Source organism: Phenylobacterium sp. T106 (assembly GCF_057219735.1).
On sequence record NZ_JBXVWA010000006.1, the window covers coordinates 229821 to 248561 of the forward strand.

General features: G+C 70.5%; 12 protein-coding genes. 4 read left to right on the forward strand and 8 right to left on the reverse strand.

The window, feature by feature from the left end:
* Positions 1-11 precede the first annotated feature (11 nt).
* The 8 genes from AC2D8W_RS15505 to AC2D8W_RS15540 all read right to left on the reverse strand — a co-directional run bounded on the left by AC2D8W_RS15505 (position 12) and on the right by AC2D8W_RS15540 (position 13723).
* Positions 12-2837 carry a TonB-dependent receptor plug domain-containing protein gene (locus tag AC2D8W_RS15505; RefSeq protein WP_484672281.1) on the reverse strand — a complete coding sequence of 942 codons (2826 nt, stop codon included), beginning with the start codon at positions 2835-2837 and terminating at the stop codon, positions 12-14.
* 208 nt (positions 2838-3045) lie between these two features.
* Positions 3046-4794 (reverse strand): amidohydrolase, encoded by a 1749-nt coding sequence (locus AC2D8W_RS15510; RefSeq protein WP_484672282.1) that lies wholly within the window; start codon positions 4792-4794, stop codon positions 3046-3048.
* 149 nt (positions 4795-4943) lie between these two features.
* Positions 4944-6329 carry an amino acid permease gene (locus tag AC2D8W_RS15515; protein WP_484672283.1) on the reverse strand — a complete coding sequence of 462 codons (1386 nt, stop codon included), beginning with the start codon at positions 6327-6329 and terminating at the stop codon, positions 4944-4946.
* Positions 6326-7672, reverse strand: coding sequence for an omega-aminotransferase AptA (aptA, locus tag AC2D8W_RS15520; RefSeq protein ID WP_484672284.1), 1347 nt, complete (start codon positions 7670-7672; stop codon positions 6326-6328). Before aptA ends, AC2D8W_RS15515 begins: the two co-directional genes overlap by 4 nt.
* A 95-nt stretch (positions 7673-7767) precedes the next feature.
* Positions 7768-8793, reverse strand: a complete 1026-nt coding sequence (locus tag AC2D8W_RS15525; protein ID WP_484672285.1) for a LysR family transcriptional regulator — start codon at positions 8791-8793, stop codon at positions 7768-7770.
* Positions 8790-10445 (reverse strand): amidohydrolase, encoded by a 1656-nt coding sequence (locus AC2D8W_RS15530; RefSeq protein WP_484672286.1) that lies wholly within the window; start codon positions 10443-10445, stop codon positions 8790-8792. The genes AC2D8W_RS15525 and AC2D8W_RS15530 overlap by 4 nt, the downstream gene beginning before the upstream one ends.
* On the reverse strand, positions 10435-12078 hold the full coding sequence (locus AC2D8W_RS15535) for an amidohydrolase (RefSeq protein ID WP_484672287.1): 1644 nt from the start codon (positions 12076-12078) through the stop codon (positions 10435-10437). Before AC2D8W_RS15535 ends, AC2D8W_RS15530 begins: the two co-directional genes overlap by 11 nt.
* Before the next feature lie 166 nt (positions 12079-12244).
* Positions 12245-13723, reverse strand: a complete 1479-nt coding sequence (locus AC2D8W_RS15540) for an MFS transporter (protein ID WP_484672288.1) — start codon at positions 13721-13723, stop codon at positions 12245-12247.
* A gap of 520 nt (positions 13724-14243) precedes the next feature.
* Between AC2D8W_RS15540 and AC2D8W_RS15545 the strand changes: the two genes are divergently transcribed.
* Genes AC2D8W_RS15545 through AC2D8W_RS15560 form a run of 4 tightly spaced genes read left to right on the forward strand, consistent with a single transcriptional unit; the run spans position 14244 to position 18741 of the window.
* The gene (locus AC2D8W_RS15545) at positions 14244-15926 is read left to right on the forward strand and encodes a methyl-accepting chemotaxis protein (protein ID WP_484672289.1); all 1683 of its coding nucleotides are present in this window, start codon (positions 14244-14246) and stop codon (positions 15924-15926) included.
* Positions 15926-16195, forward strand: coding sequence for an STAS domain-containing protein (locus AC2D8W_RS15550; protein WP_484672290.1), 270 nt, complete (start codon positions 15926-15928; stop codon positions 16193-16195). Before AC2D8W_RS15545 ends, AC2D8W_RS15550 begins: the two co-directional genes overlap by 1 nt.
* Positions 16196-16558: a response regulator gene (locus tag AC2D8W_RS15555; protein ID WP_484672291.1), complete on the forward strand. Its 363-nt coding sequence runs from the start codon at positions 16196-16198 to the stop codon at positions 16556-16558.
* A gap of 8 nt (positions 16559-16566) precedes the next feature.
* Positions 16567-18741 (forward strand): chemotaxis protein CheA, encoded by a 2175-nt coding sequence (locus AC2D8W_RS15560; RefSeq protein WP_484672292.1) that lies wholly within the window; start codon positions 16567-16569, stop codon positions 18739-18741.

Below are 18741 nucleotides of genomic sequence, written 5' to 3' on the forward strand. Positions count from 1 at the left end.
CCGTTTCCCCCTTAGAACTGCACTTCGAGGCTGGCCTTGATGATCCGCCCGAGCTGGTCGTAGATCCGCACGGTCTGCGGGAAGGCCGCCGTGCTGTTGCTCGACGTCAGGTTCGCCACCAGGGGCGGGTCCTTGTCGAAGACGTTGCGGATCGACAGCTGCAGGTCGCCCTTCTTGCCCCCGACCTCGAACTCCCAGCCCACCGTGAAGTCGAAGAAGACCGCGGCGGGGATGCTGTTGTCGTTGATGGTCGGGTGCTGGACGGTGGTCGCGGGGCAGTTGGTCTGGCACTCGATGTAGGAGTTATCGAGCTTGCCCGAGCTGACCCCGCGCGCGACGAGGTTGTAGGTCCAGGGCTTGTTCGAATAGGTCGCGCTGAGCCGGTAGATCCAGCTGGGCTGGACGGTGGCGCCGGCGGCGTCGGTCGGGAAGCCGATCCCGCGGTCGGTCACGTTCTCGATGTAGTGGGTGATCATGCCACGGAACGTCAGGTCGCCCGGCAGGTCCGCCATCACGTCGTCCAGCCGCAGGCGGTAGGCGCCTTCGATGTCGAAGCCGCGTTCCTTCTGCTTGGCGAAGTTGAAGGGCTGCAGCTTGATCGTGCTGATCGACTGCAGGACCCCGTTCACATAGGTCCCGATGATGTTGGCGCACTGGGCCTGGACGTTCTGCAGGAAGCAGAGGTCGGCCACGTCCTGCGGCTGCAGCTGGCCGATCGCGTCCTTGATCTTGATCTCGTAGTAGTCGAACGCGACCGTGAAGCCGGGGATCACGCGCGGCGAGGCCACGAAGCCCACGGTGAAGCTGTCGGCCACTTCCGGATCGAGGTTCGGGTTGCCCGTGGCGTTCTGCACGTAGGCGAACGAGCGGTTGTTGATCAGCACGCTGTTGCTGCGCGCCGTGCCCGCCGCGAACAGCTCGTCCAGGTTGGGCGCTCGGATGTCGCGCGAGATGTTGCCGCGGAACTTGATGTCCTCGATCGGCGCCCAGGTGCCCCCGATCTTCCAGGTCTGGACGTCGCCCGAGGTGCTGTAGTGGGTGTAGCGACCGGCGGCGTTGAGGTTCAGGCCCTCGATCACCGGGACGTCCAGTTCGACGAAGCCTTCCTCCACCTCGTAGTTGCCGAAGTTGGGCAGGTAGTTGCCGTACAGCCAGCCGCTGTTGAACCGCGGCTCCACGAAGCCCGACACCTGCTCGCGGCGCCATTCGCCGCCGAACGCGGCCTGCACGGAGCCGGCCGGCAGGTCGAAGACGGGACCCGAGAACGTCAGCGCCGCCACCGTCTGCGTCAGCTTCTGTTTGCGGTAGGGGTCCGCCGGAATGATGTAGTTCAGGGCCGCCTGGGTGACGCCGCCGATGCCCAGGCGGTTGATGGGCACGCAGCCGTTGGTCGGGGCCGTCAGGGTCGAGCGGCAGACGATGGTCCCCGCCGGGATGCCCGCGGCGTTGCCAGCCGGCGCGAACACGGCGTCCTGCGCCAGCGCCAGGTTGGCGTTGTTCCAGCTCCCGAACAGCTGCTCGCGGGTGCGGGCCTGGCCGCGCTGCACGTAGAAGTCCCAGTTCCAGGGCTTCTCCATCAGCTCGAACTTCCCCTTGGCCCCGGCCACGTAGCGGTAGACCTCGCGGCGGTTGCGCGCGCCGCCCACCGGGATGCCGAAGTTGGTGGTGCCGATCTGCAGCGTCGTGAGGCCCAGGGCCGTCATCTGGTTGCGCACCGAGGTCGGCAGGTAGGCGTTGTCCGACCGGATCGTGACGTTCGCGATGTTGGTGGGCTGGATGTAGTGGTTCGAGCCCGAGTAGCGGTTCCAGGACGCCTCGGCGAACAGCTCGATGCTGTCCGAGACCTCGTACGACGTGCGGCCGAACAGGCCGGTGCGGATTTCGCCGGGGAGGAGGGACTCGCTCCCGAAATAGTTGCTGCCGGTGTACTGCCAGTCGCCGCCGATCATCCATTGGCCCAGCGCCAGGCCGTAAGCGAGCTGGCCCACCGTCGCCCGGCCCGTCGCCGGATCGATGCGCCCGAAGTAGGTGCCGCGAAGGGGGCCCGAGGTGACGAGGCCGCCGGGGGTGACCTGCGCGGGCCCGATGCCGTAGCCCACGAACTTCTCGGGCTGGCCGTTGCCCGGCGCGTACAGCGGGTTCTGAATGTTGAAGTAGCCCTTCATGTTCCAGTCGCGCGGAACGTCGGGGATTTCCTCGGTGCGGGCGTACTCGGCGTTGGCGAGGATGCGCAGCTTCCCGCCCATGAACGCGTCGCCGAAAGTGACCGTGGCCTTGTAGTTGGCGCCGTCGCCGTAGGTGGTCTCGCCGTACTCGATCTTCGCCTTCAGGCCCTCGTACTTCTTGTTGAGGATGAAGTTCACCACGCCGCCGACCGCGTCCGAGCCGTAGGCGGCCGAGGCGCCTCCCGTCACGACCTCCACCCGCTCCACCAGGCCCTGCGGGATGGTGTTGATGTCGACGGCGCCCGTGGTGGTCGAGGCGACCGACCGCTGGCCGTCGATCAGCACCAGGGTGCGGGTGATGCCCAGCGCGCGGAGGTTCAGGGCGTTGATGCCCGCCGAGCCCGCGCTCAGCGACGGCGAGCTGCTGGCCGGCGTGGTGCTCCCGACGATCGCCGGGATGGTGTTGACGAAGTCCGCGAGGTTCGCGGGCGCCTGCGCCTTGATCTCGGCGGTGCCGACGACGCTGACCGGCGTGGGCGCATTGTAGCCGTCGCGGACGATCCGCGAGCCGGTGACCGTGATCTCCTCGACCTCGGACTCGGCGGTGGCCACGGCGTCCTCGGCCGCGTCCGCGGCCTGCGCCGCCTGGGCGCCGATGAGCAGCGCGGCCACGCTCGCCGTCGCGAGCCTGTAGACGCGCGCGCTTCGGCCAGCCCTGGGTTGAGCCGCGCGTTGCTGATGAAGATCCATGACTGCCCCCTCAATTCGTGACGACGCAGTCGAGCCGGCGTCATCAGTCCTGCATTCGTTCCATTCGATACTCCCTACTCGGACGTTCTCTTCTTGAGCCACTCTGCCGGCGGCCTTGTTGTTTATGGTTCTAGTTCTTCTGACCTCTCACGAAGACGTCTCGGCCACCGATGACCGTCCTCTCGATCTTGATGTCCTGGAGCCGCTCGGGCGGGATGGTCAGGGGGTCGTCGCTCAGCACCACGAGATCGGCGACCTTGCCGGGCTCGATGGAGCCCTTGGTCTTCTCGTCGAAGGTGAACCAGGCGGGCTCCAGGGTGTGCATGGTGATGGCCTCCTTGACCGTCACCGCCTCCTCGGGCCCGTGGACCTTGCCGTTCCACCCGACCCGGGTGACCGCCGCATAGAGCGCGGCGACCGGGCCGTAGGGGCCCGCGTCCGAGCCGTAGGAGACGCGGATGCCGCGATCGAGCAGGCTGCGGGACGGATCCTGCCGCGCCGCCGCCTCGGGCTCGAGCGCCTCATCCGCGTAGGATCCCAGCGAAAGCAGGAAGCCCGGCTGGCTCGCTACATTCAGCTTCAGCCGGGCCATCTTCTGCATGGTCTCTTCCGGCAGCGGCGCGGCCACGTGGTGCACGTAGTCGCGGGGGTCCGACTTGGGCGGCACGGCGGCCCGGACCTTCTCCATCTCGTTGGCGACCATCTGCACGGCCGCGTCGCCCATGGTGTGGATGCCCACCTGCCAGTTCAGCTCGGCCGCGCGCTTGGCGACGGCGTAGAAGGCGGTGTCCGGAATGCGCTGCTCGCCGTGGAAGCCCGGCCGGCCGCGATAGGGCTTGATCGACCAGAAGATCGGCGCCGAAAGGCCCCCGTCGATGCTCATCTTCACGGCGCCGAGCTTGAGCTTGGGGTGCTTGAAGACCTTGCTGCGGTCCTTGCCCAGCGCGTCCAGCTCGGCGATCGAGACCCTCACGCCCTCGGCGACGTCGTCATGCTGGTCGTAGCCGGGAGACACCCGCAGCTGCACCACCATCCGCGGCAGCTCGTCGCCCCAGCGGGCGTAGAGCGTGTCCACCAGCTTGAGCTCGTTGGGCCGGACGCCGGCCACATTGACGCTGGTGATGCCGAGGCTCTCGAGCTGGTGCAGCAGCTCTCGCCAGTCGGCCAGGCGCTTCTCGGGATCGCCCGCGCCTTCGCGCGCACCCGGCGGCATGGCGTTCCAGATGACGCGGCGAGCCGACTCCAGGACGATGCCGGTGGGCTCGCCCTTGCCGTCCCGGACGATCTCGCCCCCCTCGGGCTTCGTCTCGGGCGTCACCTTGGCGGCTTCGAGCGCCTTCGAGTTGACGATCAGGGTGTGGGGGCCGCGCGCGATGGCGACCGGATGGTCCGGCGCCGCCCCGTCGAACGCCCAGCGGTTCGGCAGCGTGCCGTTGGGCCACTCCTCGCGCGGGATCTCCCCGATGATCCAGGTTCCCTTCGGCAGGGTCGCGGCCTGGCCCTTGATGGCGGCCAGCAGCTCGGGGATCGTGTCGACGCCCTGGAGCCAGGGCTCCACGCGCCCGATCATGCTGCTGTACTTCCAGGGCTGCAGCGGCTCGCCCAGGTGGATGTGGTTGTCGTTGAAGCCGGGCAGCATGGTCTTGCCGCCGAGGTCGATGACCGTCGTGGAGCCCTTGGCCATGGCGCGGATCTGGGCGGTCGTCCCGACGGCCAGGATCTTCCCATCCGAGACGGCGACCGCCTCGCGGATGTCGAAGGCCGGATTGACCGTCACGACCTTGCCGTTGACGTAGATCGTGTCGGGGACCGAGCCCTTGCCCCACGCGGCCGAGGCGACGGCGAGGACGCTCAGGCAGGCGGCGGCGAATTTCGACATCGATCGGACCCCTCGGGGAATGCCGGCCGCCTGTCCCCTGCAGGGTCTTCGGCCGGGCTTTCCTGTGAAAAATCCTGTCGGTGCGGCGGGTGGTGCGAAAGGTGCGAAACTCCCGCCCCTGGTGCGCGGGGCGCACCGCCCCGGAGCCCTCAGGGCCCCGCGCGGCGCCGCCGGGCGGCGACGAAGCAGGCCACGCCGGCGATGGCGACGATCAGGAGGCTGGCCCAGACCTGCGAGGCGAGCTCGGGCGTCAGCGCCATCGCCAGCAGCACGCCCGCCATGGCCGCGAGCGTCGCCAGCGCGCCCCAGGGATGCAGCCACATGCGCAGCACCAGCCGGTCCGGTTCGCTGCGTTCGAGGCGGTTGCGGATACGGATCTGCGCGACGGCGATCATCCCATAGATGACGATCATCAGCGCGCCGGACGCGTTGACCAGGAAGGCGAAGACGCGCTCGGGCGAGATCACGGACGCCCCAAGCGCCGCATAGGCGAAGACGCTGCCGATGAGGATCGCGCGCGCCGGCACGCGGCGGCGGTCCACGGCCACCAGCCAGGGCGGGGCGTCGCCCTGGGCCGCGAGTCCGAACAGGACCCGGGACGTCACATAGAGGCCGGAGTTCAGGCAGGACAGCACCGCCACCAGCACGATGGCGTTCATGACGAGTTCGCCGCCGGGCACGCCCATGACGCCCAGGGCCGTCGCGAACGGCGACACGCCCGGCGTGATCTGCGTCCAGGGAATGGCCGCCACGATCAGGCCGATGGACAGCACGTAGAAGATCAGGATGCGCAGCGCGACGGTGTAGGTCATCCGGGCGACGGTGCGCGCGCCGCCCGCGGACTCGGCGGCGGCCACCGTCGCGATCTCGGCCCCCGTGAGGGCGAAGATGACGCTGGTGACGCCGCCGATCACCGCCGTCGCGCCGTTCGGCATGAAGCCGCCGTGCGCCGTCAGGTTGGCGAGAGTCGGTCCGTTGGGGGCGGTGAGGCCCGCCACGAACGCCCCGGCCACCAGGATGAACACCAGGATCGCGGCGACCTTGATCGAGGACAGCCAGAACTCGAACTCGCCGTAGCTGCGCGTGGACAGGAGGTTCACGCCGGTCAGCACGGCCATCAGGCCGACGCCGATGACGCCCACCGGAAGGGCGGGCAGCCATTCGTGGATGATCCTGGCCCCGGCGATCGCCTCGATCGCGACGACGACGACCCAGAAGTACCAGTAGAGCCACCCGCTCACGAAACCGGCCCAGTGCCCCAGGCCCAGCCGGGCGAAATCGGCGAACGACTGCACGCCGGGCAGGGCGACCGCCATCTCGCTCAGCATGCGCATGACCATCAGCACGATCGCGCCGGCCAGGCCGTAGCTGACCATCACGGCGGGTCCGACCGCGGCGATGGAGGCGCTGCTGCCGACGAACAGCCCGGCGCCGATGATCCCGCCGATCGCGATCATCTCGACGTGCCGGTCTTCCAGCGCCTTGCCCAGCGGCGCGGCCGCCGGAGCCACGGCGTCGTCGGGGACTGCGCTCATTCGACGTCCTTCAGGATCTGGCCGAGACGGCCGAACATCTCGTGGATCTGCGCCTCCTCGACGATCAGCGGCGGCGACAGCGCGATGATGTCGCCGGTCACGCGGATGAGCAGCCCGTCGTCGAAGCAGCGCCGGAACGCGTCCATCGCACGTGCGCCCGGGGCGCCCGGGCGGGGCTCGAGCTCGATGCCGGCCACGAGGCCGAGGTTGCGGACATCGATCACGTGGCGCGCGTCGGCGAGGCTGTGGGCGGCCGTCTCCCAGAGCGGCGCCAGGGCGGCCGCGCGGCCGAAGAGGCCCTCGTCCGCGTACAGCTGCAGGCAGGCGAGACCCGCCGCGGACGAAAGCGGGTGCCCTGAGTAGGTGTAGCCGTGGAAGAACTCGATGCCCGGCGGCGCGCCCTCGACGATGGCGTCGTGCACCGCCCGGCTCGCCGCCACCGCGCCCATGGGCGCCGCGCCGTTGGTCAGACCCTTGGCCAGGGTGAGGATGTCGGGCGTGACGCCGAAGAACTCCGCGCCCGTGGCCGCGCCCAGACGCCCGAAGCCGGTGATGACCTCGTCGAAGATCAGCAGGATGCCGTGCCTTCGGGTGATCTCCCGCAGGCGTTGCAGGTACCCGGCCGGCGGCACGAGCACGCCCGTCGAGCCGGCGACCGGCTCGACCATCACCGCGGCGATCGTCTCGGGACCGTGCAGGGCGACCAGCTCCTCCAGCTCGCCCGCGAGGTCGGTGTTCACGGCGGTCACCCCGCGGCTGAAGGCGGGCGCCGCGCCGTGCGTGTGGCCGAGGTGGTCGACCCCCCACACCTGGGCGGCGAAGCCCCGGCGGTTCCCGCCGATGCCGCCGACCGAGGTGCCCCCGAAGTTGGTCCCGTGATAGCCGCGCTGCCGGCCGATCAGGCGCAGGCGGCCGGGCTCGCCCCGTGCGCGGTGGTAGGCCAGCGCCATCTTCAGCGCGGTGTCCGCCGACTCCGACCCCGAGTTCGTGAAGAAGATCCGGTCCATGCCCGCCGGCAGCAGCCGGCTCAGCCGCTCGGCCAGCTCGAAGGGCAGGGGATGTCCCAGCTGGAAGGTGGGCGCGAAGTCCATCACCGCCGCCTGACGCTGGATGGCCTCGACGATAGGCCGCCGGTTGTGGCCGGCGTTCACGCACCAGAGGCCCGACGTGGCGTCCAGCACGGCCCGTCCCTCGGGCGTGCGGTAGTACATGCCGTCCGCGGACGCGAGCAGACGCGGGTTGGCCTTGAAGTAGCGGTTGTCCGTGAACGGCATCCAGAACGCGGAGAGGTCCCGGGCGGGCGCGGACTGGGGTGCGGCGGCGGCTGTGATGGTCGCGTTCATCGCTCCGGACAGTCCGCCCCCGCCGAGCCCGCGGGCAAGTGCGATCAGCGCCCAGGTGGTGCGCCGCGCGCACCGCTCCGGACAGGCAGGGACGGTCAGCCGCGCGCGGTCACGGCCGCAAACCGCGCCACCTCGCCCTGGAGGAAGCGGCGGAACTGGAGGATGCCGTCCATCGACCAGCGGTCCTCGCGCGTGACGAAGGCGTAGGCGCCGATCACCACCGGACGGGTGCCGGGCGGGCTCACCTCGACGAGGCTGCCGTTGGCGAGGTCCTGGCCCACCAGGAAGGTGCTGGCGAGCGCCAGGCCGCGGCTGTTGCGGGCGGCGGCGATGGCGAGGTGCGCATGCCACAGGAGCGGGCCGGGAAGCACATCGGGCAGGCTGCTGACGTTGTTGAGGGCCAGCCAGGCCCGCCACTGCTGGTCGTGCTCCTCGTGGAGCAGCGGCGCCTGGCGCAGCTCGTCGACGGTCGCGCCCTTCCACTGCTCGGCCACCGAGGGACTGGCCACGATCATGATCTGGGGCCGTGCCAGCTCGACGTACTGCAGGCCGCGACCGCCTGGGTCCGGCGGCCAGTCGTCGAGGTAGAAGCGGATGTCCACGTCCGCCTCGTGGGTCAGCAGGTTGGCCTTCACGTCGGTCGGGCGCAGTTCGATGCTGAACTCGGGCTTCAGCTTCTCGAAGATCGCCAGGCGGTCCGACACCCACTGGGCGGCGAATCCCGGAACGCACCACACCAGGACCTTGCGCTCCTCGCCGCCGCCGCTGATCTCGGCGGTCGCCAGCGCCAGCTCGGCCAGGGCCGCGGAGATGCGGCCGTGGTAGCGGGCCCCGGCCTCGGTCAGGTTCACCTGGCCGCCCGTCCGCTGGAACAGCGCCACGCCGACCCAGTCCTCGAGCTGGCGCAGGTGCCGGCTCACGACCGAGTGATCCAGCGTCAGGCTGGTCGCCGCCTTGCGGATGCCGCCCAGGCGGCCTACCGCCTCGAACGCGCGGATCGCCGCCAGCGGGGGGATGCCGCGCGCGCTGGTGGGCTCCCGGACCCGCTCGCCGCCCGCGGCCGGATCGGCGAGCTGAACGCCCTCGGCGTGCTCGGAGAGCTTGCCGAGGTGCAGGGTCATTTGCGCCAGTCCCAGTCGATGGACGACTTCTCGAAGGTGGTCTTCGGCGCGTTCGAGGCGCGGCCGACGGCGCTCTGCGGCATGGCCGGCGGGTAGGCGACCTTGAGGAACTGCAGGTAGGTCGCCTTGCCGTCCGGATCGTACTCATAGGGCGCGAGCGCGGCGCGGTATCGCGCCATCTCCTCGACGTTGAGGTAGGTCGGCGGCTTCGCCTCGGCGGGGATGAAGGACTTCCACGTCGGGTAGGCGGCCAGCTGGCGCGCGAAGTCGCTGCGGATGCCCTCCAGCAGCGCCGGGTCGGTCATCAGGTCGAGCGCGGTGGCCGCCACCGCCTTCGCGCCCGCGGCGATCCCCTTGTGGGCGATGGGCGTCGCCGGACCGAGCGCCGCCGACCAGTGGTGGCCCGCGAGCGCGCCGGGCGTCGTGGTCGGGATGTAGAGGCGCGCCAGCGGCATCTGCCACGACACGTCGCCGGCGTCCGATGTGGACGAGCCCTGGCCGTCCGACCGCAGCGGGGTCGGCGCCGTCGCAAGGCCCGTCACCGGCTGGCCCATGGAGGTCTGCACCGCCCGTGCGAAGGCCACGTCGTCAGCGGACCACTTCGGCATGCCGACGAGCTGGATGTTGCGGTCGACGACCTCGGCCAGGGCCTTGTTGCCGTTGTAGGGCCACGACCCGGAGAGGATCCGCTCGGTCACCTCGGTGCGGGTGGACAGCGCCGCGCCTTTGCCGATGTCGCGCATCCACGCCAGGATCGACTGGACCAGCTCGGGCGACTTGGCGCGGATGTAGTACCAGTTGGTGGCCTCGCCCGGGACGACGTTGGGCTGCCGGCCGCCGTCGGGTATGACGTTCTGGATCCGCGCGTCGGCCGGGTCGTAGCCGTGTTCGCGCATGAAGTTGATCCCGGCGTCCATCAGCTCCACGGCGTCCAGGGCCGAACGGCCCTGCCACGGCCGCGCACCGTGCGCCTGGCGGCCCTTGAAGCTCCACTGGACCGAGACGTTGCCGAAGTTGTTGAGGCCGTAGCTTACGCCGAACTGGCTGCCGACGTGCACGTCCATCAGCGCGTCCACGCCCTTGAACAGGCCGGCGTTCACCATGTAGCCGCGGCTCGCGAGGAGCTCCTCGGCCGGCCCGCCGTAGACGACGATCGTCCCCGGCAGCTTGTGGCGGTCCTTGACCGCCTTGATGGCGAGCGCGGCGCCGATCAGCGCCGGCTGGTGGGTATTGTGGCCTTCGCCGTGGCCGGGCGCGCCCTCGACGATCGGATCGTGGACCAGCGCCGTCGGCTTCTGCGAGGCGCCCGGCACCCCGTCGAAGTCGGACATCAGGCCGATCACCGGCGAGCCCGAGCCGTACCGGGCGACATAGGCGGTGGGCATGCCGGCCACGCCCGTTTCCACGGCGAATCCGGCCGCCTTCAGCTCCCGGGTGACCAGGGCGATGGTCTTGGTCTCCTGGAAGCCGATCTCGGAGTACGAGAAGATCGCGTCGCTGAGCCGGCCGAGCCGGTCGGCCTTGCCGTCCACCACGGCGAAGGCTTCGGACTTCAGTTGCGCGATGTCGGCGCGCGGTTCGGCCGACGCCGCGCCGGCGACGGCCAGGCCGGCGAGCGCGGCCACCAGGCGAAGGGTGATCCTATTCGCCATCGCGGCCTCCCACGGCGTTCGAGGCCTTGCCCACGGCGCCGTCCGGCATGGGCGGCGGGTACTTGATCTTCAGGAACTCCAGGTAGCTCGGCTTGCCGTTCGGGTCGTACTCGAAGGGCTTCAGCGCCGCGCGATGGCGCGCCATCTCCTGCACGTTGAGGAAGGTGGCCGGTTCGGCGTCGGGCGGGATCAGGCTCTTCCAGGCGGGGTAGCGCGCGAGCTGCGCGGCGAAGTCGGCCTTGATGCCGGCGAGCTTGGCCGGATCGGTCATCAGGTCGACCGCGCTCGCCACCAGCACCTTGGAGGCGGCGGCCATGCCCTTGTGCGCCAGCGGGGTGGCCGGCGCGATGGCCGCCGACCAGTGGTGCGCCGCCAGCTCGCCCTCGGGCTTGGCCGGGATGGTGAGCCGGATGTACGGCGCCTGCCAGGTCACGTCGCCGGCGTCGGAGGAGCTCGAGATCTGGCGCGTCTCGCGCAGCGCCCGGACCTTGTCGGGCAGGCCGGTGACCTTCGCGCCCATGGAGACCTGGTAGGCCCGGGCGAACGCCTGGTCGTCCGCCGACCAGGCCGGCATGCCCACCGCCTCGATGTTGCCCTGCACCAGTTCGGCGAGCGCCTTGTTGCCGTTGAAGGGCCACGAGGCCGACAGGATGCGCTCGGACACGGTGGTCCCGGTGGCCAGCGCCGCGCCCTTGGCCGCCGCGCGGGCGCGCTCGAACAGGCCCCACACATTGTCGGCCGTCGTGTGCCGGAAGTAGTACCAGACCGCCGCCTCAGCAGGGACCACATTGGGCTGCTTGCCGCCCTCCGGAATGACGTAGTGGATGCGGGCGGGCGGATCGATGTGCTCGCGCATGTAGTTGGTGGCGGCGTTCATCACCTCGACGGAGTCGAGCGCGCTGCGGCCCTCCCAGGCCCGCGCGGCGTGGGCCTGCCGGCCATGGAAGGTCCACTGGGCCGAGATGATCGCGAGGTTGCCCAGGCCATAGCTGGTCGAGAGCTCGGAGCCGATGTGGACGTCCATGATCGCGTCCACGCCCTTGAAGAGCCCCGCGTTGACCATGTAGCCGCGGCTGCCCAGCAGCTCCTCGGCCGGACCGCCGTAGACCACGATCGTGCCCGGCAGGCCGTGGCGGTCCTTCAGCGTCTTGATGGCGATCGCGGCGGCGATGAGGGTCGGCTGGTGGGTGCTGTGCCCCTCGCCGTGACCGGGCGCGCCGGGCGCGATGGGATCGTGCACCAGGGCGGCGGGCTTCTGCGAGGCGCCGGGGATGCCGTCGAAGTCCGACATCAGGCCGATCACGGGCGAGCCCGAGCCGTAGCGGGCCACATAGGCGGTCGGCATGCCCGCGACGCCGGTCTGCACGTCGAACCCGGCGGCCTTCAGCTCGCGGGTGACGAGGGCGATCGTCTTCGTCTCCTGGAAGCCGATCTCGGCGTACGAGAAGATCGCGTCGCCCAGCCGCCCGATCCGCTCGGCCGAGCGGTCGATGAGCCTGTAGCCCTCCTGCTTGAGCTGCGCCGCAGGCGGCGCGGCGTGGGCGGCGCCCGTCATCAGGAGGACGGCCGCCAGCGCCAGCGCGACCCTCTCGCCCAGCGCGGCCCGATCCGCGCGTCGCTTCGCTTCACTCACGCCAGCCCCCCGTTGGCCCGTGACCCGGCGCGAGGAGGGCGAGCCGGATCTGCCGTTGGCAAGACGGCGCGGCGACGGCCGCTCATCCTTTCGCCCCGGGCGCGCCTTATGCCGCGAAGTTGGGCGCCCGGCGCCGAACTCCAGCGCGGTCTGCGCTCCGCAGCCTTTAGTCGGCGGCCGCGGCGGCCAGCCGTCCGCCGCGTGCGTCCCGGGCCTCGAGCAGCCGGGCGCGCGTCGCCTCGTAGCTGGCGCGCGTGATCCTGTAGCGGGCATAGAACACGAGGGCGATCAGCCCGGGAACCGCGGCGAGCGGGCCGTCGACGATGGCGAGGCTGCGAAGCGTCTCCTCGGGCACCTGGCCGGGGGTGGCCTTTTCCGGGAACGCGACGAGGTCCAGCGCGATGCCCGCGAAGAGGTGCCCGATCGCGGTGTCCAGCTTCGCGAAGAAGGACCGCGTCGAGTAGAGGACGCCCTCCTGGCGGTAGCCGTAGCGCAGCTCGTTCTCGTCGGCGATGTCGGCCAGCTGCGACATCACCGAGATGTTCATGACGCTCCCCGCCGCGGCCGAGACGCCCGCGAAGGCGATGACGAGCGGCAGGAGGCGCGGGTCGTCGGGCGCGGGCATCAGGCCGGCGAGCTGCAGCACCAGCGGGACGGCCGGCGTGACGGCCAGGAAGGCGCCGGCCACCAGCACCGCGATCTTCTTGTCGAACCGCGCGTGCACGCGAGCGGTCAGGAAGAAGCCCACGAAGAACCCGCTGAGCGTGCCGATCACGAACCAGCGGATCTGCTCCGAGGTGAAGCCCCAGAAGAAGGTGTTGATGTAGAGGTTCAGCCCCTCGCGCATGCCGAGCATCAGCGACAGGAAGAAGAACCCGACCAGCAGCCACACGTAGTTGATGTTGGAGAAGGCCCCCTTCATGTCCCGGAAGAACTCGAAGGGGCTGAACGGCGGCAGGTCCTGCGGCGGCTTGGGCAGGTAGGGGATGCGGTCGCGGGTGAACCAGGCCGAGATCATCAGGATGAGCAGGCCGGCCGCCGCCACGGCCAGGGCGAAGGGCGTGTAGGCGTGGGGGTTCAGGAGTCCGCGCGGATATTCCTCGGTGGCGTGGAAGAACAGGCTGAGCGCGATGAAGGACGTCGAGGCGCGGCCGATCATGCCGAGCAGGTTGTTCCAGGCCATGACCTGGCTGCGCTCGGTGTAGCCGTGCGCCAGCTCGCCCCCCAGCGCCATGTGCGGCACGTGGCAAACCGCCATGAAGATGCGCAGGGTGACGACGAAGCTCGCGAACCAGAAGAACAGCCACAGGTGCGGCAGGTCCTTGGGCGGGTTGAAGATGGCGATGACGCAGATCGCCACCGGGATCACGCCCACGAACATGAAGGGGTGGCGGCGGCCCCAGCGGCTGCGCGTCCGGTCCGACAGCGAGCCCACGATCGGTTCGGCCATGCCGTCCAGCACCAGGCTGACCGTGATCGCAAGGCCGGCCAAGGTGGCGGGCAGCCCCACGACCTGATTGTAGAAGAACATGGCGTAGCCGCCGATGGCGGCAAGGGTGACCATCTCCGAGGCTGAGCCCAGCCCGTAGACGAACTTGGTCCAGACCGAGAGCTTCGGCGGCTCCGCCTGCCCCGCCTGCGTCATGCGTCCTCCGTGTAGGGTTCTGGTTGGGGTGGGTCGACCGCGTCAGCTCCGCCGTGGGCGCGCCGCCAGGCCGCGCGCCGATTTTCGCGGGCCGCGCGCAGAGCTCGGCCGGACCACGTGCATGGATCGGGCGAATGTCGGACGTCCCACCCCGAGGCTCCTCGCGATCGGCGCCGCGTCCGCGCCAGCCCGCCGGAGGCGGGCCGTGAGGAAAGTCCGACATCGCGCGCGCCGCCACGCACGCCAGAGGGGCCCGGACCTGACTTCGAAGGACTAGATGGGCGCCGGGGCCGAGGGGTCAAGGCCAAGGCGAAGCTCGGCCCGCTCGCCGAGGATGCAGCCGTTCCGCGGCCGCCGCACCTGCGGCGCGCGGCGGCGAAGATCAAGGCGAACGCAGTATTGCTTTCGGCCTGAAAACATCTCGATCCGAGACGTTATCCGGCCCGGAATATTGCAAAGCACGAGTAAATCCAGACGTGGAACAACGGTCCCGACGAACAGGAAAGTCAGGGGCCGATACATGTCCGACGACAACAGCTTGAACGAACGACTGTCGTTCATCCAACTGGACGCCGAGGCGCGGGAGTCGCTCGTCGCGTCCCGCCCCGTCATCGAGAAGGCGATCGACGAGAGCCTTGAACGGTTCTACGCGCAGATCCGGCGCTTCCCCGCGACGGCGCGCTTCTTCTCGACGCCCCAGCAGATCTCCGGCGCCAAGAGCGCCCAGGCCGAGCACTGGCGTCGCATGGCGTCGGGCCAGTTCGACGGCCAGTACGTCGCCAACGTCCGCCGCATCGGCCTCACCCACGCCCGCATCGGGCTCGAGCCCCGCTGGTACATCGGCGGCTACGCGATGGTGCTGGACGGCCTGATCGACGGGATCATCCAGAGCCACTTCGCCAACGCCGGCGGCGCCCAGGACGGCAAGTCGTGGTGGGGCCGCGGCCGGTCGGCCGGGCCGGACGCGCAGGCGCTCAGCCGCTCGCTCAGCGCCATCATGAAGGCGGCCATGCTCGACATGGACCTGTCCATCTCGATCTACCTGGACACCCTGGAGGAGGCCCGAGCGGACGCCGACCGGAAGCGCCTCGAGGCGGAAGCCGAGCAGAAGCGCGTCGTCGAATGCACGGCCGCGGCGCTGGCCGACCTGGCGTCGGGCGACCTGACGAAGCGGATCTCGGCCGACTTCCAGGGCGACTACCTGAAGCTGAAGGAAGACTTCAACCAGGCCCTCGACAGCCTGGAGTCCGTCCTCTCGGAGATCGCCGCCAACGCGGCCGCCATGCGCTCGGGAACGGGCGAGATCAGCCAGGCCGCCGACGACCTCTCCCGCCGGACCGAGCAGCAGGCCGCGACCCTCGAGGAGACGGCGGCCGCCCTCGACCAGATCACCGCGACGGTCCGCAAGACCGCAGAGGGGTCCTCCCGCGCCGGCGCCGTCGTGCTTTCGGCGAAGGAGGACGCCGAGCGCAGCGGCGAGGTCGTGGGCCGGGCCGTGGCGGCGATGGACGCCATCGAGGAGTCCGCAGGCCAGATCGGCCAGATCATCGGCGTGATCGACGAGATCGCCTTCCAGACCAACCTGCTGGCCCTGAACGCGGGCGTCGAGGCGGCGCGCGCCGGCGACGCCGGGCGCGGCTTCGCCGTGGTCGCGTCCGAGGTGCGGGCGCTGGCCCAGCGCTCGGCCGAGGCGGCCAAGGAGATCAAGTCGCTGATCTCGGCCTCCACCTCGCAGGTGAAGACGGGCGTCATGCTGGTGGGCCAGACCGGCGAGGCGCTCACCGCGATCGTGGAGCGCGTGGCCGAGATCAACGGCCTGATGGGCGAGATCAGCGCCTCGGCCCAGGAACAGGCCACGGCGCTCTCGCAGGTGAACACGGCCGTCAACGAGATGGACCAGACCACCCAGCAGAACGCCGCGATGGTCGAGCAGTCCACGGCCGCCAGCCACAGCCTGACGCAGGAAGCCCTCCAGCTGAACCAGCTCGTCGGCCGCTTCAGGGTTCGCGCGGCTTCCGGGGCCGAGGCCGCTGAGGCGCCTGCGCGGCGCCGGCCGCGGGCCGTCGCCGGGAATCCCCGGATCGAGGAGGCCCGCGCCCGGGCCGCCGCCTTCGCCAAGACGCTCCCGCCCAGGGCTCGGCACGCCACGGTCGGCGCGGCCGCGGTCGAAGCCTCGTTCGACGCGGACTGGGAGGAATTCTGATGAGCGAGGCGCAGCTTGAGCTGCCCGCGCGCCTGGAAGGCGCGGCCCTGGCGCCGCTCCGCCTCCAGCTCCTGGAGGCCGGCGGGTCCGACCTGACGCTGCAAGGCGCCGGTGTGGAGCGGATCAACGGGCTCGGGCTGCAGCTGCTGGCCGCCGCGGCCCTCACGCGACGCGCCGCGGGCCAACGCCTCGTCATTGCGGACCCCTCCACGACCCTCGCCGCCGCGCTCGCCCGCATCCCCGAGGCCTTCGAGACAACGGAAGAATAGATGAGCAAGACTATTCTGACTGTCGACGACTCCCGCACCATGCGGAACATGCTGCGCCTCGCGCTGGCCCCCTCGTTCGAGGTGGTCCAGGCGGTGGACGGCGAGCACGGGCTCGAGGTGCTGGAAGACTGCGCCCCCGACGCCATCATCACCGACATCAACATGCCCAGGCTCGACGGGTTCGGCTTCATCGAAGCGGTCCGGCGGGATGAGGCGCGGCGCACCATCCCGATCCTCGTCCTCACCACCGAGAGCGACGCGGAGAAGAAGCAGCGCGCCCGGGCCGCCGGCGCGACCGGCTGGATCGTCAAGCCCTTCGACTCGGTGAAGCTCGTCGAAGCCGTTCGGCGCGTCACGGACTGAGGCGCGCCATGGACGAAATGGAAGCCATCCGCGCAACGTTCTTCGCCGAGTGCGAGGACCTTCTCGGCGACCTGGAGGCGGGCCTTCTGGCGCTGAAGGCCGGCGCCGTCGACGAGGACACCGTCAACGCCGTGTTCCGCGCCGTGCACTCCGTGAAGGGCGGTGCGGGCGCCTTCAGCCTCGAGGCGCTGGTCGGCTTCTCGCACGCCTTCGAGACGTCGCTGGACGAGCTGCGAAAGGGCAGGCTCAGCCCCGGCGCCGAGGTCGTCGCGGTGCTGCTGCGCGCATCCGACGTGCTGGCCGACCTGGTCTCGGCGGCGCGGGACGATCGCGCGCTCCCGCAGGAGTTCGGCGCCGAGGTCGTCCATGAACTGGAGGGCCTTCTCACCGTCCAGGATCCCGTCGCGCCGTCGCCGACGTTCACGGCGCTTCCGGTCGAGCCGCCCGCGCCGGGGGCTCCGTCATTCGCCTTCACGCCGGTCAACATCGCGCTCGAAGCGGAAGCTCCGCCCTGCGCCTGGATCGTGTGCTTCCGCCCGCTGGACGGGATGTACGCCGCCGCCAACGACGAGCTGCTCCTGCTGCGAGAGCTGGAGCGCCTGGGCGCGGCCGAGGTCACGGCCGATGTTTCGGGCCTGCCCGACCTGAGTGAGCTCGAGCCCGAGCGTCCGCGCCTGGCGTGGCGCGTGCGGCTGACGGGCGACGACCTGTGCGAGGCGCGCATTCGCGAGGTGTTCGAGTTCGTCGGCGACGACTGCGACGTCACCGTGACCCAGGAGGCCGCCCCCGAAACCGTCCCCGAGCCGCTTGCCGACGCGGGGCCGGACGACGCCGTGGCCGAGGTGCTCGCGCGCATCGCCGCAGAGACCGCGCCGTCCGAGCAGGCCGTGCCTCCCGCAGCGCCGGAAGAGCCGGCGGCCACAGCCCCCGCGCCCGCGGCCGCGCCGGCCGCCCAGGGCGGCGAGCGGCGCGACGTCCAGGCCACGATCCGCGTGGATCTCGACCGTGTGGACCGCCTCATCAACCTGGTCGGCGAACTGGTGATCAACCAGGCCATGCTCGGGCAGCGCGTGGTGGAAGCGGGCCTTGCGAAATCGAGCACCGTGGCCGTGGGCCTGGACGACCTGGAGCAGCTGACGCGCGAGATCCAGGACAGCGTCATGGCGATCCGCGCCCAGCCGGTGAAGTCGGTCTTCCAGCGGATGCCGCGCCTGGTCCGTGAGGTCGCCGCGGCCACCCGCAAGCAGGTGCGCCTCGTGACGGAAGGCGAGGGCACCGAGGTCGACAAGACGGTCATCGAGCGGTTGAGCGATCCGATCACCCACATGATCCGCAACGCCATCGACCACGGCCTCGAGTCGCCGGCGGATCGCGTGGCGGCGGGCAAGCCGGCCGAGGGGGTGGTGCGCCTCAGCGCCATGCATCGTTCCGGACGGATCGTCATCGAGGTGGCCGACGACGGGCGCGGCATCAACCGCGACCGCGTCCGCGACATCGCTGTCGAGCGCGGTATCGTGGACCGCGACGCGACCCTCACCGACGAGGAGGTCGACAACCTCATCTTCGCGCCCGGCTTCTCCACGGCGCCGGCGGTGTCCGACATCTCGGGCCGGGGCGTCGGCATGGACGTGGTCAAGCGCTCGATCCAGGCGCTCGGCGGCCGCATCTCGATCAGCTCGCGCCCGGGGGAGGGCTCGACGTTCACCCTCAGCCTGCCGCTCACGCTGGCGGTGCTGGATGGGATGGTGGTCACGATCGGCGACCACACCCTGGTGATCCCGATCAGCGTGATCGTGGAGACGCTCCAGCCCCGCGCGGCCGATGTCAGGCCGTTCGGCAGCTCCCGGGTCCTGACGGTCCGCGGCGCCGCCATCCCCTTCGTCGACGTCGCGACGGCCTTCAACTGGCGGCGGGCGTCCACCGAGGCGGCGGCCGGCGTCACCCTCCTGGTGGAGAGCGAGGTCGGCGGTCTCATCGCCCTCGGCGTCGATGCCATCCAGGGCCAGCGCCAGGTCGTCATCAAGAGCCTGGAGCAGAACTTCCGGCAGGTCGACGGCATCGCGGCGGCCACCATCCTGGGCGACGGCCGCGTGGCTCTGATCCTGGACGTCGACGGCATCGTCGCGGCCCGGCGGCGGGGGCAGCCCGCCGTCGCCCCTGAACCCTTCCTGCAAGCGAGCTGA

What these genes read in the sequence shown, in the direction of transcription:
- AC2D8W_RS15545 (WP_484672289.1), top strand. Translation starts at nt 14,244, where the DNA reads ATGTCCGACGACAACAGCTTGAACGAACGACTGTCGTTCATCCAACTG.
- AC2D8W_RS15560 (WP_484672292.1), top strand. Translation starts at nt 16,567, where the DNA reads ATGGACGAAATGGAAGCCATCCGCGCAACGTTCTTCGCCGAGTGCGAG.
- AC2D8W_RS15510 (WP_484672282.1), bottom strand. Translation starts at nt 4,794, where the DNA reads ATGTCGAAATTCGCCGCCGCCTGCCTGAGCGTCCTCGCCGTCGCCTCG.
- aptA (WP_484672284.1), bottom strand. Translation starts at nt 7,672, where the DNA reads ATGAACGCGACCATCACAGCCGCCGCCGCACCCCAGTCCGCGCCCGCC.
- AC2D8W_RS15550 (WP_484672290.1), top strand. Translation starts at nt 15,926, where the DNA reads ATGAGCGAGGCGCAGCTTGAGCTGCCCGCGCGCCTGGAAGGCGCGGCC.
- AC2D8W_RS15515 (WP_484672283.1), bottom strand. Translation starts at nt 6,329, where the DNA reads ATGAGCGCAGTCCCCGACGACGCCGTGGCTCCGGCGGCCGCGCCGCTG.
- AC2D8W_RS15530 (WP_484672286.1), bottom strand. Translation starts at nt 10,445, where the DNA reads ATGGCGAATAGGATCACCCTTCGCCTGGTGGCCGCGCTCGCCGGCCTG.
- AC2D8W_RS15555 (WP_484672291.1), top strand. Translation starts at nt 16,196, where the DNA reads ATGAGCAAGACTATTCTGACTGTCGACGACTCCCGCACCATGCGGAAC.
- AC2D8W_RS15540 (WP_484672288.1), bottom strand. Translation starts at nt 13,723, where the DNA reads ATGACGCAGGCGGGGCAGGCGGAGCCGCCGAAGCTCTCGGTCTGGACC.
- AC2D8W_RS15525 (WP_484672285.1), bottom strand. Translation starts at nt 8,793, where the DNA reads ATGACCCTGCACCTCGGCAAGCTCTCCGAGCACGCCGAGGGCGTTCAG.